General features: G+C 68.0%; 15 protein-coding genes and 5 pseudogenes. 11 read left to right on the plus strand and 9 right to left on the minus strand.

What is annotated here, in order from left to right; translation table 11 throughout:
* Nucleotides 1-976: 976 nt before the first annotated feature.
* Together AB0D46_RS37225 and AB0D46_RS37230 are read left to right on the plus strand one after the other, a co-directional pair.
* On the plus strand, nt 977-1,318 hold the full coding sequence (locus AB0D46_RS37225) for a hypothetical protein (protein WP_362884368.1): 342 nt from the start codon (nt 977-979) through the stop codon (nt 1,316-1,318).
* A gap of 300 nt (nt 1,319-1,618) precedes the next feature.
* On the plus strand, nt 1,619-1,783 hold the full coding sequence (locus tag AB0D46_RS37230; RefSeq protein ID WP_362884369.1) for a hypothetical protein: 165 nt from the start codon (nt 1,619-1,621) through the stop codon (nt 1,781-1,783).
* 51 nt (nt 1,784-1,834) lie between these two features.
* Here the strand turns inward: AB0D46_RS37230 and AB0D46_RS37235 are convergent, their stop codons facing one another.
* From AB0D46_RS37235 to AB0D46_RS37245, 3 genes and pseudogenes are all read right to left on the minus strand, one after another.
* Nucleotides 1,835-2,044: a hypothetical protein gene (locus tag AB0D46_RS37235; protein ID WP_362884371.1), complete on the minus strand. Its 210-nt coding sequence runs from the start codon at nt 2,042-2,044 to the stop codon at nt 1,835-1,837.
* Between the two features lie 386 nt (nt 2,045-2,430).
* Nucleotides 2,431-3,011: pseudogene (locus tag AB0D46_RS37240) on the minus strand (DUF6368 family protein).
* Between the two features lie 334 nt (nt 3,012-3,345).
* Complete coding sequence (locus AB0D46_RS37245) at nt 3,346-3,915, minus strand: DUF6434 domain-containing protein (RefSeq protein WP_362884373.1); 570 nt, start codon at nt 3,913-3,915, stop codon at nt 3,346-3,348.
* A gap of 578 nt (nt 3,916-4,493) precedes the next feature.
* On the opposite strand from AB0D46_RS37245, the gene AB0D46_RS37250 reads away from it, so the two are divergent.
* Both AB0D46_RS37250 and AB0D46_RS37255 read left to right on the plus strand, forming a co-directional pair.
* The gene (locus AB0D46_RS37250) at nt 4,494-4,760 is read left to right on the plus strand and encodes a hypothetical protein (protein WP_362884375.1); all 267 of its coding nucleotides are present in this window, start codon (nt 4,494-4,496) and stop codon (nt 4,758-4,760) included.
* Between the two features lie 997 nt (nt 4,761-5,757).
* Complete coding sequence (locus tag AB0D46_RS37255; RefSeq protein WP_362884376.1) at nt 5,758-5,931, plus strand: hypothetical protein; 174 nt, start codon at nt 5,758-5,760, stop codon at nt 5,929-5,931.
* 198 nt (nt 5,932-6,129) lie between these two features.
* Here AB0D46_RS37255 and AB0D46_RS37260 read toward each other — a convergent pair whose 3' ends face one another.
* Nucleotides 6,130-6,717: a TetR/AcrR family transcriptional regulator gene (locus AB0D46_RS37260; protein WP_362884378.1), complete on the minus strand. Its 588-nt coding sequence runs from the start codon at nt 6,715-6,717 to the stop codon at nt 6,130-6,132.
* 119 nt (nt 6,718-6,836) lie between these two features.
* Between AB0D46_RS37260 and AB0D46_RS37265 the strand changes: the two genes are divergently transcribed.
* The 7 genes and pseudogenes from AB0D46_RS37265 to coaD all read left to right on the plus strand — a co-directional run bounded on the left by AB0D46_RS37265 (nt 6,837) and on the right by coaD (nt 11,871).
* Entirely contained in the window at nt 6,837-7,763 is a 927-nt protein-coding gene (locus AB0D46_RS37265) for an NmrA/HSCARG family protein (protein WP_362884380.1), read from the plus strand.
* Entirely contained in the window at nt 7,741-8,637 is an 897-nt protein-coding gene (locus AB0D46_RS37270; RefSeq protein WP_362884382.1) for an LLM class flavin-dependent oxidoreductase, read from the plus strand. The genes AB0D46_RS37265 and AB0D46_RS37270 overlap by 23 nt, the downstream gene beginning before the upstream one ends.
* A gap of 79 nt (nt 8,638-8,716) precedes the next feature.
* The gene (locus AB0D46_RS37275; RefSeq protein ID WP_362884383.1) at nt 8,717-9,568 is read left to right on the plus strand and encodes an IS5 family transposase; all 852 of its coding nucleotides are present in this window, start codon (nt 8,717-8,719) and stop codon (nt 9,566-9,568) included.
* A gap of 270 nt (nt 9,569-9,838) precedes the next feature.
* Complete coding sequence (locus tag AB0D46_RS37280; RefSeq protein ID WP_362884384.1) at nt 9,839-10,168, plus strand: STAS domain-containing protein; 330 nt, start codon at nt 9,839-9,841, stop codon at nt 10,166-10,168.
* An 82-nt stretch (nt 10,169-10,250) separates the two neighbouring features.
* Nucleotides 10,251-10,553, plus strand: a pseudogene (locus AB0D46_RS37285) (tyrosinase family protein); the annotation flags it as partial.
* 614 nt (nt 10,554-11,167) lie between these two features.
* Entirely contained in the window at nt 11,168-11,329 is a 162-nt protein-coding gene (locus AB0D46_RS37290; RefSeq protein ID WP_362884386.1) for a hypothetical protein, read from the plus strand.
* 65 nt (nt 11,330-11,394) lie between these two features.
* A complete protein-coding gene (coaD, locus tag AB0D46_RS37295; protein WP_362884388.1) occupies nt 11,395-11,871 on the plus strand; it encodes a pantetheine-phosphate adenylyltransferase in 477 nt (158 codons plus the stop codon).
* Between the two features lie 60 nt (nt 11,872-11,931).
* Here coaD and AB0D46_RS37300 read toward each other — a convergent pair whose 3' ends face one another.
* The 5 genes and pseudogenes from AB0D46_RS37300 to AB0D46_RS37320 form a co-directional block, all read right to left on the minus strand.
* On the minus strand, nt 11,932-12,090 hold the full coding sequence (locus AB0D46_RS37300; RefSeq protein WP_362884392.1) for a hypothetical protein: 159 nt from the start codon (nt 12,088-12,090) through the stop codon (nt 11,932-11,934).
* Between the two features lie 87 nt (nt 12,091-12,177).
* A pseudogene (locus AB0D46_RS37305) lies at nt 12,178-12,515 on the minus strand (transposase); the annotation flags it as partial.
* A 140-nt stretch (nt 12,516-12,655) separates the two neighbouring features.
* Nucleotides 12,656-13,216: a hypothetical protein gene (locus tag AB0D46_RS37310; protein WP_362884390.1), complete on the minus strand. Its 561-nt coding sequence runs from the start codon at nt 13,214-13,216 to the stop codon at nt 12,656-12,658.
* Nucleotides 13,217-13,278: 62 nt separating this feature from the next.
* A pseudogene (locus tag AB0D46_RS37315) lies at nt 13,279-13,596 on the minus strand (transposase); the annotation flags it as partial.
* A gap of 101 nt (nt 13,597-13,697) precedes the next feature.
* Nucleotides 13,698-13,892: pseudogene (locus AB0D46_RS37320) on the minus strand (IS701 family transposase); the annotation flags it as partial.

The raw sequence follows: 13,892 nt of genomic DNA on the forward strand, positions 1-13,892 counted from the left end.
TCGGCCCGCGCCGCGGGCGGGCGGAGCGGTGACGGCCTGGACGTCGGCCGCCCGCTCGGCGGCGAGCCGGCCGCGCGGAACGCCCTCCCGGGCGCGGGAAGGCTGCGGATCATCGGACTCGGGGCGGGGGCCGGTGCCGAGCCGGCGACGCGTGCTGCTCACCGGTCCATTCTCCCGGCCTCGGTTGGCGTCACGTGAAGGCGTCACGCGGTGACGCCTTCTGAACGGGAGAGTCGTTGGCGGTACGCGCGGGTTCGGCATCGTGGCGAGCAGTACACGGCGTCCACCCGCTTGTGGTTCCCGCCCGTGACCTCACCGACGACCCACCAGCCATTGCAGATCGGGCATCGAACCTTCGGCCGGTGGTACGGGCGGCCCTCTCGTAGCGCGGCGGCGAACTCGACATTGCTCCGCCACCACTCCTCGCGTTCCCTCTTCCAGCGCCACGCCTTCGTACGGCAGGTCGCCGAGCAGTACCGACGTGATCGGCGGCTGCCCTCGGGCAGGGCGGCACCGCATTGACTGCATTGGGGGACGATCTTCCTCGGCACGGTTCCAGGATCCTCCCGGACGCCCTCCCCGACCAGGACCCCGACCGCGGTGAGTGCGGGCGGCATGCCGGTTACGGGTTACCGGTTACAGCCCCCCGCGTGTGTGGGTTCGCGCTGCTCAGGGCGGGCCGGGGGCGGCTTCCTCGGCTTGTAACCGGTAACTCGTAACCGGCGGGTGGACACACAACGGGGGTGGTTCCCGGGGTTCGCACGGGCGGCCCGAGGCGTGTCCGGGCTCCGGCCCGGTCGTTGGAGAAGCCGGGACACCGCCCGGAGCCTTCACGGTTTCCCCACCCGGCGCCGGGGCGGCCGTGCGGTCCCGACACCCCACACCCTTCGCGTCCTGATCTGCGCCCGGGGGAGTGGTTTCCGCAGTGAACCGGTTCTCTGCCGGTCCGTGAAGTGATGAAGACGAGGGAGCCGGCATGGTCACCGTGAACGTTCGCTACATCCCGCCGGGACGGATGAGGTCCGATGGGGTGTGTCTGACGTTGCATGCCGTCGAAGGGGCTCGTATCGAACTCCGGCTGGACGCTGAAGAAGCCCACATGGATGAGTCCCTGGATGAGCCCGAGGAAATCCGCTACACGATCGCCCAGGCCTGCGACGCGGGCATCATCCGCAAGAAGGCCGGCACGGCCCGCCAGTTCAAGTCCGCCTGGATCGCAGCGGGCAAGCCCTTCCCGTCGGGAAGAATTATCAAGGGTGTGGCCCACTACACCCGCGAGGAACTCGAATCGGTCTTCCCGGAGCCGGCGCCTGCTTGAGCCGGCGGCAGTAGGCCCGGCTCGGGTGGGGCCCGCCCGGCGAAGGCCTCCGGGCCAGCCCGAGGGCGGCCGGGGCGTACGTGGTCGGGATGCCGATATGGATGTGGGTGAACCGGGGCCCGACGACGTTCGGCCCGAACACGGCGTCGGCCTCGGCGGGCGGCGTCACGGTCACCGCGACGGCCACCGTGTCGTCCATCGCGTGGGCGATGGGCGACGGCACCACAATCACCTGTACCGGCCCCGGCACCCCCTATTACGCCTCGCCGGGCAAGACCATGTCGCCCGACTGCGGACAAGATGCCGTCATCCGTCGCCGGCGGACGGTACGCGGGCACGGCGACATCCACCTGGACCGTCCGCTGGCAGGCCCCGGCCCTCGGGGACGCCGGTGAGTTCACCGAAAGCCGGCGGACCTCGTTCACGGTCGACGTCCGCGAGGTGCAGGTTCTCGGAGCCCGCTGACCTGCACTGGGGAGGTTATCGGTGACGTTATCGGTGAGGTTTTCGACAACCTCACCGGGCACTCGGTGAGGTCACCGCGGGGGTCGGGCCGGTACCCAGGACACGGCGGCCGGTGCCGCGGGCGGCGGGAGCGGTGACGGCCTGGACGTCGGCCGGCCCCTCGGCGGCGAGCCGGGCGCGCGGAACGTCATCCCGGGCGCGGGACGGCTGCGGATCGTCGGACTCGGGGCCGGTACCGAGCCGGCGACGCGTGGTGCTCACCCGGGTCATTCTCCCGGCCCCCGACCCCGACCGGCGGTGAGGGCGGGCGGCCGGCGCGAGTTACCGGTTACAGCCCCCGCGTGTGCGGGTTCGCGCTGCTCGGGGCAGGGGCGGGGCGCTCCCGGCCGGTAACCGGTAACCGGTAACCCGCCGGCGGGACTGGTGTGACTCGCAACGATATCTGTCACCGAGCAGGGGATCTGACCTGGTCCTCTCGGTCGAGTTCGCAGCGATAGCCGTCACCAGTTCCTCGGGCTAGTTGTCACAGGGTTCGTGTTCCCAGTCGGGTTGTCACCAATCGAAGGAATCCACCAGTACGCGACAGCACGCGACCGCGAGTGGCGACCTGCACCGTGAGCCGGGACGCGACGATCGACGCTGAAGCGCTACTTGATCAAGTGGAAGTCGGGATGTTGCAGCCAGGCTTCCAGAAACTCCACGTCTCCCACATGTCGAAGCCACCGGCCCCCACCGCCGGTGTCATAAGAGACCTCCGTAAGCCTTCCCGGGAGGGCTGACGCCAGTGCTCTCGCCCGGGTCAGGACTGCCTCGTTGCTCGCGTCCTCTCCCGTGGTGCGGTGACCACCCAAGAGGCCGTCGAAATCGACCAGCACATCGAGGCGGCGGGTGAGAGCGAGCGTCAGGTGCCCGAGCAGCACGTGGTTTACCGGACCCGAGCAGCCGGCGCCGACTATCAGCCCCTGCACTGGTGGCCGCGAGAAGGCCGAGTAGTCCTCGTCCTCGGCAGGCATCTTCTCGTCCTCCGACAGGAAGAACACACCGCGTCGGCCGGGTCGCAGGCCCGGAGGCCCAGGGCCGAAGCGTCTCGCACCCAGAAGTCCACGTCGCCGCCGGCCTTGGCCGCCACGGGTTCACAGAAGGTCTCCAACCACGGGACCACATCGGCCAGGATGTCCGCGAACCCGCGTGGTTCGAAGAGCCACAGTCCAATTGCCGGTCCCGACATACCGCCCCCAGAGCCTCGTGGCCCAAGTGCCACTGGGACCCGGTTCTACCAGGTCCCGACGGCAGACGTCTGATCATTGTGGGCCACAGCCCAAGCTCAAGAACGATTCCAGTGCTGGAGCGCTCCGGTTCCGACAAGCATGACCTGGTTCAGCTAGCCCGTTGTCCTGTCGCATTCCAGTTGCCAGGTCGTGCGGTTCTGACCTGCAGGGCTGCCAGACGGTCCGGTAATGCGGTCCGGTGTCATTCTCGGACGAGTTGGCCTTCTCGGAAGGAATCGCGCGGCGGGGATCCGATTCCCAGGCACTCGGCGCCCAGACATAGCTGTGGACCGGTCACCCCGCGGCCGGGCGACGAGGCTGGTCGCGGTGAGCGCGCCAGGCGGCGAGCGCTTCGGCACGGCTGCCGGCCGGATGCTCGGCATGCCAGTCACGCAGAAAGCGGTTGAGCTCAAACTGCGAGCCGATCTCCTGAAGTTGGACAGCGGCCTGGCGCGTGGCGTGCCAGTGGGCGACGGCATCGGCCAGGGTGCGCCCTGCACCTTCGGCTACAAATGTCCGCATGGAGGCGTCGAAGTGGAAGCCCTGGCCGATCTCGCGGCGGAAGTACTCACGCAGCACCTGACTGCACCGCTGGCCCTCGGGAATCACGGTGAACCCGTTCACTGGTGCGGCGAGCTGGCGGCCGGCGCTGCGCGCCCGGGGCGGTGCGGCCAGCGGGGCGACGCCTTCCAATGCGGCCCGTAGCCGGTCCGTCAGTGCCGCCTTCCCACCGCCCCGCGGAACCCCGAGCTCGCGGGCAAGCACGGTCAGCTCGGCCAGCGTCCAGTACCAGCGGGACAACTCGTCCCCGCTCAACGCCGCACTCAGCTCTGGTCGCGTCTCAGCACCCGTATTCGAACTCATGTCCCCATGATAGGAGAGGTGGTACGCCCGGCGTTCGACGAGACGAACCGGCGGCCCACCGCGACGCGGTGAGAATCTGGCGACTCGGATGAGACCGAGTGGGAATCCGCCAGCTGCACTGGGACAGGACACCCGTCACGGCTCACCACTCGACGGCTACGGACGGCTGGTGACAGAAATCCCTGCGAAGTGACAGTTATCGCTGCGAGTCACAACTGGGCAAGCCTCGCCGGGCCGCGCTGCTCGGGGTTGCACCGGAGGGGGGCTCCACAGTTGCTTGGAGAGGTGCTCTGGGCGGGGGACCGGGAGTGTGACCGGAGGTGGGACCCCCCAAACTCGATGATCTTCCATCACCGCAGGTCAGAGGCCGTGGGCAAGCCCCCTTCGCAAAACGACACCTCTTTGTACGCGTCAGCCGGACGAAGAGGTTGATCCGGTAGGACCGGTCGGGGCGGCCCGCCCTGCGGCGGACCCGTCCCCCATCCGTCTCGTCCGCCAGGAGTCGCTCAGGAACCCGTCCTGGCCCCGTTGTTCGCAACGGGCCCCACTGGCACGGGCCGAGGTGGGAGCGTGGCGGGATGGAACGTGAGAGGGAGCCGCGGGTGTACGGGTCGGGGCCGGGGGAGTCGGCGGGCCCGACGGCCGGGCACGAGTACGTCGACCTGGTCGGCGGCCCGCTCGATGGGCAGCTGCTCGACGTGACCGGCTGGACGGCCGCGGATCGGGCGGGAGGCGCGCTCCTGATCGCCGATCTCGGCCTGTACGGGCCGGGCGGCCGCGCCGACTACGCCCCCGACGACGATGCCGACGGCGGCCCGTTCCGGTGGCGCGGCGACACCGCCTGAACCCCCGGCCTGTTCCTGAACGGTGGGGGGAAGCATCGGGGGAACCATGGGGGGAACCTAGTGGGGGAAGCATCGGGGGAACCTGGAGGGGGAACCATGGGGGGAAGGTGCTCCCGGTGAGGTTCCGCGTTGTGGCTGGTCAGGTGCCGTTTCGCGGGTGGTGAGTTTCCGGACTTTCTCTTTGTTGGGTTCTTGTGGGTGGTTGATTGGTTGTTGGTCTCTGGCCGTGGGCTGTCCTGGGTGTTGGTCGGGGTGTTCGGGTTCTCGGGCTTGGGGTTCGGGCCTGTGTTGAAGTTCCTGGCGTTGTTGTTCGTGGGTGATTCCTTGGCCTTGGCTGTGTTGAGTCCCTGAGTCCGTGGGTTCTTGAGTTCTTGAGTCCGTGGGTTCCTGGCGGTTGTGTCCGTTGGTGGCCGTGTACGGGTCTCTGACGGCTGTGTTTGGGTAGGGTCGGGTTCAGTCCGTGCCGACATGGGTGTGCGGGTCAGGACCGGTGCCCAGGCGCTCTGGGGCAGTACGACCGGACCGACTTCGGCCCCGGCACACCACGGTGTGCCGGGGCCGCGCTGCGTTCCGGGGGATCGGTGGATGAAGGCGTTCACTCACCCGCGCGGGTCCTGGCGGGCCGGGCGCGCGCAGAGAGGCGGGTGGGGCGGCACTCGCGACAGCGGCGTCGGGGGACCGTGCCGCCCGCACTTCCACGGTACGTCCGGGGCACGTCCAGGTCGCCTGGGTCGCGCGACTCCCCCTACACCTCGGGTACCCGCCATTCAATAGCCGCGGCCCGGCTCCGAGCCGGGAAGATCTTCGCCCCATTTCATTGAATGGGCCCGCGCGCGGTGATCAGGTCAGTGTGTTCGACCGGCGGGCTTGCGGGGCTAACCCCTGCCCGTCGCACTCTGCTGTCCGGCCGTCCTGAGACGCAAGCCGTCCGGCCGGTCCACGCTCCACCCCCATCCGCGTGCCGAGCTTCGGCATGCCCGACGCAGGGAACTGTCCTGTGTCCTCGCTCGCCCTGGCCGTCCTGCTGCTCCTGGTCCTCGTCACGCTGCTCCTGGCGGGCGGCGTCGCCTACGTCGTCCACCGCCACCCTGTTCTCGTCGCGCCGATCACGGCGGCCGGGACGGCCGTGGCCCTGGTCGTCGCCTGCCTCGGCCTCCTCGCGGCCCGATGACCCGGCCCGCCCCTCGCACGCGCCGACACCTCCGTGACCGCAAGGTGGTCCAGGGCTTGCCCACCTTGCGAATCCCGGGTGGGCAAGCCTTAGAGCGACCGAGGATAGGCCCGAGGGTTGCGGAACCCGGGGATCCCATGGCGATGGAAATGCTCTACGGGTTCTCGCCTGTCATGTCGGGCGATCTTCTCTGCGCCATCAGTGCTGGCGCACCCCGTCGATGACGAGTGTCAGCAGGCGGTCGGTTTCGGCCGCGCCGTCACTGTCGTGTTCGGTCGCCAGCGCGATGGCTCCGACGAGTTTGAGCAGCTGAGTGATGGTGACCTGGGGGCGTATGGCGTGTGCCTGGTGAGCACGCGCGAGTAGTTCGTTGCCGGCGTTCACGATGAGCGTGTGGCAAGTGTCCCCGAGCGTCGGATCGCCGGCGCCAGGCATCAGGGCTGCCCCCAGGCCCTTGTTGGTTACGGCGTGTGCCCCGACGGCGTGGAGCCAGGTGACGAGCGCGGCCCCCGGATCGGGCTCGGTCGCGAGGTCGCGTGCTTTGGCGCAGAGGGTCTCCACCCGGTCTTTGAAGACGGCCTCCAGCAGCGCCTGCCGGGAGGGGAAGTGCCGGTGCAGTGTGGCTGAGCCGACCCCGGCATGGCGCGCGATCTCCTCCAAGGAGGCTTCAACGCCGTACTGGGCGATGGCGGCCCCGGCGGCGGCCAGGATCCGTTCGTAGTTGCGCCGCGCGTCGGCGCGCATGGGACGCCTGGGCGAGGACGGCACGGTGGCGTCTTGGGACACGGGAGCTCCTGACGGCTTGCTAACCGGGGTGGTCCTCCATATCGTATCGAGCATTAACCGGAGGGCCACCCCACTTCATGGGTGGCCCTCCCCGGTGCGTGCAAGACCCAGGAGAGACAGTGGAGCTGACGAACAAGACCATCGTGGTGGCGGGCGCGACCGGCTTGCAGGGCCGGGCAGTGACCAGGCATCTGCTCGACGGTGGCTGGCAGGTGCGCGCCCTCACGCGCAATCCGGACGGCCCGCCGGCCAGGGCCCTGGTGAGCGCTGGCGCGCAGATCGTACGCGCGGAGATGGAGGACATCTCCTCTCTCGTCGACGCTGCCGCAGGCGCCTACGGGCTGTTCAGCGTCCAGCCCACGGTGGGGTCCCCCGGTACGGCGGCGGGCTTCTCCGCCGAGGACGAGGTCCGCTGGGGAATGAACATCGCCGAGGCCGCCCAAACCGCTGGCATCAAGCACCTCGTCTTCAGTTCGGTCGCCGGCACGGACCGTCATGACAGTGAGATGTTGCCGCAGAACCTGATCAGCAAGTGGCGGATCGAACAGCACCTTGCGAAGCTCGGCCTGCCCGCCACGATTCTGCGGCCGGTGTCCTTCATGGAGAACTACACCGGTGAATACGCCCTGCAAGGCGGCAACCTGGTCTCAGGTATCGCCCCCGACGTTCCGCTGCAGATCACGGCCGTGGACGACGTCGGCTTCGTTACCGCGCTGGCCTTCTCCCGGCCCCAGGAGTGGATCGGGCGAGCCATGGCCTTGGCCGGCGACGAACTGACTCCGGTCCAGATCGCCGCGCACATCGAGACGGCCATCGGACGCCCGCTGCCGTACGCACAGATCCCGATAGAAACGATCCGCGCCGTCAACGAGCAGTTCGCGTTCGCCCACGAGTGGCTGAACGAACGTGGTTACCGCGCCGACATCACCGCCACACGGCGGATCCATCCCGCCGCGATGGACTTCCGCACCTGGCTGGAGCGAACCGGTGCAGCCCAGATCACGGCATTCCTGAACGCCCAGGATGCAGAGGGACAGGACGCGTGAGAGGTCAGAGGCCCCACCTTGGGCGTATCGGCATCTGGGCCGGCGAACTCGACGACTCGTCGCCAGCGTCCGCGAGGCCGCGACCACGATCGAAGACCTCGGCTTCGGCACCATGTGGTTCCCCGAGACAGCGGGGCGGGAAGCGATGGCGCAGGCCGGGATCCTGCTGTCGCAGACCCGCCGGATCGTGGTGGCAGCCGGCAGCACGGACATCTACGCGCGCGACCCGGTGACGACCGCCGCCGCACAGCGCACCTTTGAAGAGGCATTCCCCGGACGCTTCCTGCTCGGCCTGTGGGACAGCCACCCCAGCCTCGCCGAAGACATCCGCGGCCACCACTTCGGCCCCCCACTGCCCACCATGCGCGCCTACCTCGACGCGCTGGACGCCGCCCCGTTCGGGCCTCCGGCCACGGCAGCCTCGCCACACCGAGTGCTCGCGGCCCTGGACCCCGGCATGCTCGCACTCGCCGCCGAACGAGCCTGGGGCGCAAACCCGTTGGGCATGCCGGTCGAACACACCCGCAACGCCAGAGCCGTGCTCGGACCCACCGGGCTCCTGGCCGTCACCCAGCTGTGCGTGCTGGGCCCGGACCGCTCGCACACCGCCGCACTGGCTCGCACCACGGCAGCAGCCGCCCTGCCCAACCGCCGCGCCCTGCTCCCAGACCTGGGGTACGAGAACGTGGACTCGCTCGACGACCGACTCGTCGACGCGCTCGTGGCCCACGGCACCGCCGAGGACATCGCCCGCCGCGTCCATGAGCACCTTGACGCCGGGGCCGACCACGTCAGCCTCCACCTCTTCACCACCACACCCCACACACCGCCCACCCAGCAGTGGAAGCAACTCGCAGTCCACCTGTTGCCCTGACCCGGCCCGGGAACGTGGCGAACAGGCACGGCTCTGCTGTTCTCGCCGCCCTGTTCGCCGAGCAAGCCGAGGAGATGCCTTGCCCTCCGTGCCGTCATCTCTCTTTGAGCCTCTCTGGGAACAGTTCTCGGCTCTCCTGCCCGAGCGACCCGAGTTCGACCCCACGCATCCGCTGGGCTGCCACCGTCGACGCGTTCCAGACAGGATGGTGTTCGGACTGGTTGTCGAAGCGCTGGTACACGGCTCCGGATACGAACGAGTCGCCACCGCCGACTGCTCGGACTGGACCATCCGCAACAGGCTCAGAGAGTGGAGCAACCTGGGACTGGCACACGAACTGCACCGCATCTCGCTGACCGCGTACGACAAGATGATCGGCCTGGAGCTGTCCGAGCTGTCCGTCGACGGCTGTCACACCAAGGCCCCATGCAAGGGCGACAAGGCAGGGCCGTCGCCAGTCGACCGGGCCAAGCAAGGGTTCAAGCGTTCCACCCTGGTCGACGGCGGCGGGATACCGCTCGGCCTCGCCTCAGCCGGCGCCAACCGGCACGACTCGGTGCTGCTCGAACCGACCATCGAAGCCGCCAAGTACCAGGTCGGGAACCTGCCCACCAATGCCACCGTGCATCTCGATTCGGCCTACGACGGCAAGCCCAGCCGCCGGATCCTCGACGACCACGGCCTCATCGGCGAGATCGCCCGCAAGGGCGTGCCCGCTCCGATCCAAGTCGGCATGCGCTGGGTGGTTGAACGCACCCAATCCTGGATGAACGGCTACGGCAAGATCCGCCGCTGCTTCGAACGCGATGGCCGCGTCGTCGACTTCTACCTGTACCTCGCCGCCGCGTTCATCACCGTGCGCGCCTTAATCCGACGTGCAAGAAGGCTCTACCAGTGGCCGAGCCGCCCAACTGCACGTCGCCTGAGATGACGCCTAACCTCGGTCGCTCTTAGGCCTGCCTGGGCAAGCCTCCCTCGCACTGGCTTGCCCAACTTGGCACCTCGTGTTCAGGGGGCGTAGCGGGGGAGGGCTCATCCCTGCTCCCTCGATCGGCAGGCGGGCGACCATTCTGGGTGGAGCGGGCGGCTTGCTCTGTGTTGTGGATCATGGGCGGGTCCGGCCTGGTGTGGGAGGGGCTTGGGTACTTTGGCCGCGGGGGCCGGCGTGGTTGTGCGTCGGTGGGCGAGGCAGGGAGGTGTGGTGGAACAGCTGGTGCGGGTTCTGCCCGACGAGGACGATGTCCGCGTGATCGTGTGCGGGGGCGAGTTCGACCAGGACACCCTCGGCCACCTTCAGGAGGCCGGGACGGCGGCCGTGGACGATCCGGGGGTACGACGGATCGTCCTGGACGTCACCGCCGTGACTTTCGCGGACTCCTCGATGCTCAACCTGATGCCGCTCCTGCTGCGCAGCGGCCGTCTGGTCCTGGCCGGTCCGCTACCCGACCGCCTGGGCAGGTTGTTGGACGTCACCGAGGTCCGCGCCTTGTTCACCACGACGGACGGCACCGAAGCGGCCCGCGCGCTGTGACGTCGTCCCGGGCCGCGACCGGGGACGCGTAACGGCTCGGCGTACGACGCGTGTCGGTGATGCGGCTCATCGGGTTGTCTACGACCAATTCCGTAGGGCGATCGAAGGCAGTCCACACGCGAGCGTCCACCTGAACATCGGCGGCGACATGAGCCAGATGTACTCCACCAACGACTCCCTGGACTGGGTCTACCACGCCTTCGTCGACCTCCTCTGGGCCGAATGGCAAGCACGCAACCCCACCCTCGCCAACACCTACACCGGCAACGGCGCCCGCAGCAGCGACGTTCCCCGCCCCTTCGGCGTCACGGTCGCCTCCACCCTCGACACCCGCTCCCTTGGCTGCACGTACGCTCGCTGGAGCGGCTCCTCCAGCACGGCGTGACGCGGCCTGTCCTCCGGCCGCTGCCGGAGGACAGGCTGAGGTCAGCCGCCCAGCGGACAGGGCAGGGATCCTCATGCAACAGACGGATCTCCCCGTCACGCATCCGCCGGCAGCCGGGCGGATCGCCCTGGCGTGGAGGAGTAGACGGGCAGCAGAGTGGCACCCGTTTCGCGTATTCCGAAGGAACTCACTGGGCACCTGCCTGGTGCATCCGACCGCCATGGCCCTGTTCTCGTATAGCTACGGCCAGGTGGCGTGTAGCACTGAGTAACTACACGGGGCTGTGGTGGCGCTGCCGGAGGGCTGCGAAGTCGGCGTGTGCCGTTTCGACGGCCTCGGGGTATGCCTGGGCTTTCCCGTGCTCGGCCGATGCCCAGTAGGTGCTGGAGAGGCTGGGGGTCTATAACGCCGCAGTCAGTAGCACCGGCGGCCCCAGGTCCCGGGCGACCCGACCCCGCGGGCCACTTTGGGGAACGCATGAACCTGCGCCCGTACAACACTGCGGGCAGGCCGCGCCGACGTCTCGCATGCGTGGGGCGGAAGCGATGCGGGGCGACGGTTCGTCATGGGAAGATCAGCGCGCGTCGGTAGCGAGCCGGCCGGAGGGGGGACGCATGTCCGACATCACGCCCGCGCCCGAGGTAACCGACTTGGGACTGATCCCGTCGTCCGAGGTCAAGCCTGACGACGTAGGCGCGTTGAGTGTGCGCTACGTGGATGGGGTGCCCGTGCTGGTCGTCACGGGTGGGGCCGTCGGTTCTCCCTGTCGTGCTTGATCTTGGTGGTTTGGCTTCCCTGGCACTGCACTACCGGGGGCGGCCGCTTGTTACCCTTTCCGATCATGCGAGCCCTCTTCCCAGGATCCTTCGACCCGGTCACTCAAGGGCACCAGGATGTACTTCGGCGGGCTGCCCTCCTGTTCGACGAGGTCGTCGTGTGCGTGATGTTCAATTCGAACAAGACCGGTCGCTTTTCCATCCCGGAACGGCTGGACCGGCTCCGCGCGACAGCAGCTGATTTGAGCAACGTCACGGTTGACTCCCACACCGGCGGCCTGCTGGTCGACTACTGCCGCCGAGTCGGTATCGACGTCGTCATCCGCGGAGTCCGCGGCGTTCGCGACCTGGACTACGAAATGCCGATGGCCCGCATGAACCACGAACTGGCCGGAGTCGAAACGTTCTTCATCGCTGCAGACCCCGACCTGGCCCACATCTCCTCCACCCTCATCACGGCGATGAGTCAACAGGGCCGCGTCCCGAATAATGATCTGCGCGAGCTTCTTCCAGCAGGTGAAGGCGGCAGCGAGGGTACTTGAAAAAGTTGATCGATCGGCCGGGGCGCCCTTGGGTAAGAGAACCTGAAGCTCCAGTGGCGGCTACTCGGTGGCTTCGCTGGTGCGAGCGGTGAGCCGGGAGAGGCTGGGTATGCCCAGGAAGACGGGGGACCGTTTCTTCTCCTGCTGGGCTTCGATCTGGGCGATCTTGTCTTCGGCGGCAGCGAGGCTGGTGGACTGCCTTCGACTTCGCCGAACCATCTTTCGCGTTCGGCTTCGGCGATCCTGTCTCTTGGGTTGTCGCGGATCTCTTCCAGGCGGGGCTTCTCGTCCAGGGCGACGATCAGGATGGGCGTCGGGCCGTAGCCAACAGGTGACGTCGACGGCCAGGACCAGCTGGCCGTCCACCGTCCGAGGCAGCGGCACCGTTGCCAGTGCGTGCCGAGTCGGCCGGCGTCCACCCCGCCGCGGGCCATGGCGGCATAGAGCCCACCATGACCGCGGCGATACTCGCCCACCAGCGACAGTTCGGCAAGCGACCTCACCGGCCCGTCGCCGCACAGAACGGCATCAGCCAACTCGAACAATGCGTCCGAACGAGCGGTCAGGCAGGCGTAGAACTCGCCCCGGAAGCATGACAGTTGCGCCAACGGCTCTCGCCGGGCATCACGATGCAGCAGACTCATCCTCACGGCCTTCGCGCTGGACATGTGTGTTCCATGGTCGGAGCACATGATCCAGACGAAGGCCGCTTCCGTGCACGGCGGTTGCCGAACCGAGTGATCAAGTTTGACGCACCATTCGACGCCGAACGTTAAAGATCAAGCTAGGGGCTGTTGTGACAGTGGCCGAGGTCCGCAATCTTCATCGCCCAAGCGCAGAAGGCGGCAATCTCGCTGGGCTTGATTTGCTGGTGCTGAGGAATCCAGTCTGCGGTTGCAGCGTCCAGGAGGTCCGCCAGGCCGAGGTGGCACCAGTCCTCGTAGAAAGTGTTGTAGGCGCGCATCAGTGGGGCGACCTTGTACCGGATGCCGGCCACTTCGTCGGGTCCCAGGCCGGCCTGGTCCAGGCGGGCCTGAGTGGCGGCTTGGCGCTCGTTGGTGAACTCGGTGTCGAGGAAGGGCTCGAGAAGGTTGCCCCACACGTCGGGCCTGGACCGTCGGGGAATCCGGTTGTCGATGCAGAAGCGTTCCAGTTCGGTACGCCGTTTGGCCGAGACGAAGACGGTCTCTCCCGAGACAGTCCGGATCTCCGGTGGGGCGGCATCCGGGTCGGCGTCCCGTATGACCGCTGCGGGGATGATGCCTTTGGGGGCGAAGTCTGCAGGAAGGGGGGCAGACTCCGAAAGGCGGACGTGGTCGCCAGCGAGAACAACATGGAGTATCACCCGGTCATCCTGGCCTACGGCAGGCGGGGAAGGAATGGGTGATCTACTTACGGTCGGCGCTGTCAGAGCCACTCGTTGATGGCTGCGACCAGGACAGTCGCTTCGTAGCGGACGGCGAGTTTGTCGTACCTGGTGGCGACGGCTCGGTGGCGCCTGAGGCGGTTGATCCCGCACTCGACCGCGTGCCGCTGCTTGTAGTCGTCTCGGTCGAACTTCGGCGGCCGACCTCCGTGAGAGCCACGTCCCGGCCGGTTGCGGACCCGGTCCGCCGGGACCGGGATCGTGGCCATGATCCCGCGTCTGCGCAGGTAGGAGCGGTTGCTGCGGGAGTCGTACGCCTTGTCGGCCCGCACTCGATCCGGGCGCTTGCGCGGCCTGCCTAGACTAGTAGGACTCCGTTAGGTTGCTCTTGATCTTGGTGTGGTGTGTGGTCTGTTCGGGAGGGGCTGCCGGCAGGTGGTGCAGACACCGGTCCAGCACCTCAGGGTGTCTTGGAGGGCATCGAGGGTCTGGTAGAGAGTGAGGCCGGTCCTGGGACTTTTGGGGCCAGCCTCTGCTCTGTGAGGAAGGCCTGGGCTGCGGTCACAAGGGTGACGTGGTGGTGCCAGCCCGGCCAGGACCGTCCCTCGAAGTGGTCAAGGCCCAGGCCGTGCTTGAGTTCCCGGTAGTCGTGTTC

The sequence above is a fragment of the Streptomyces sp. NPDC048383 genome, from assembly GCF_040651775.1.
Taxonomy (GTDB): domain Bacteria; phylum Actinomycetota; class Actinomycetes; order Streptomycetales; family Streptomycetaceae; genus Streptomyces.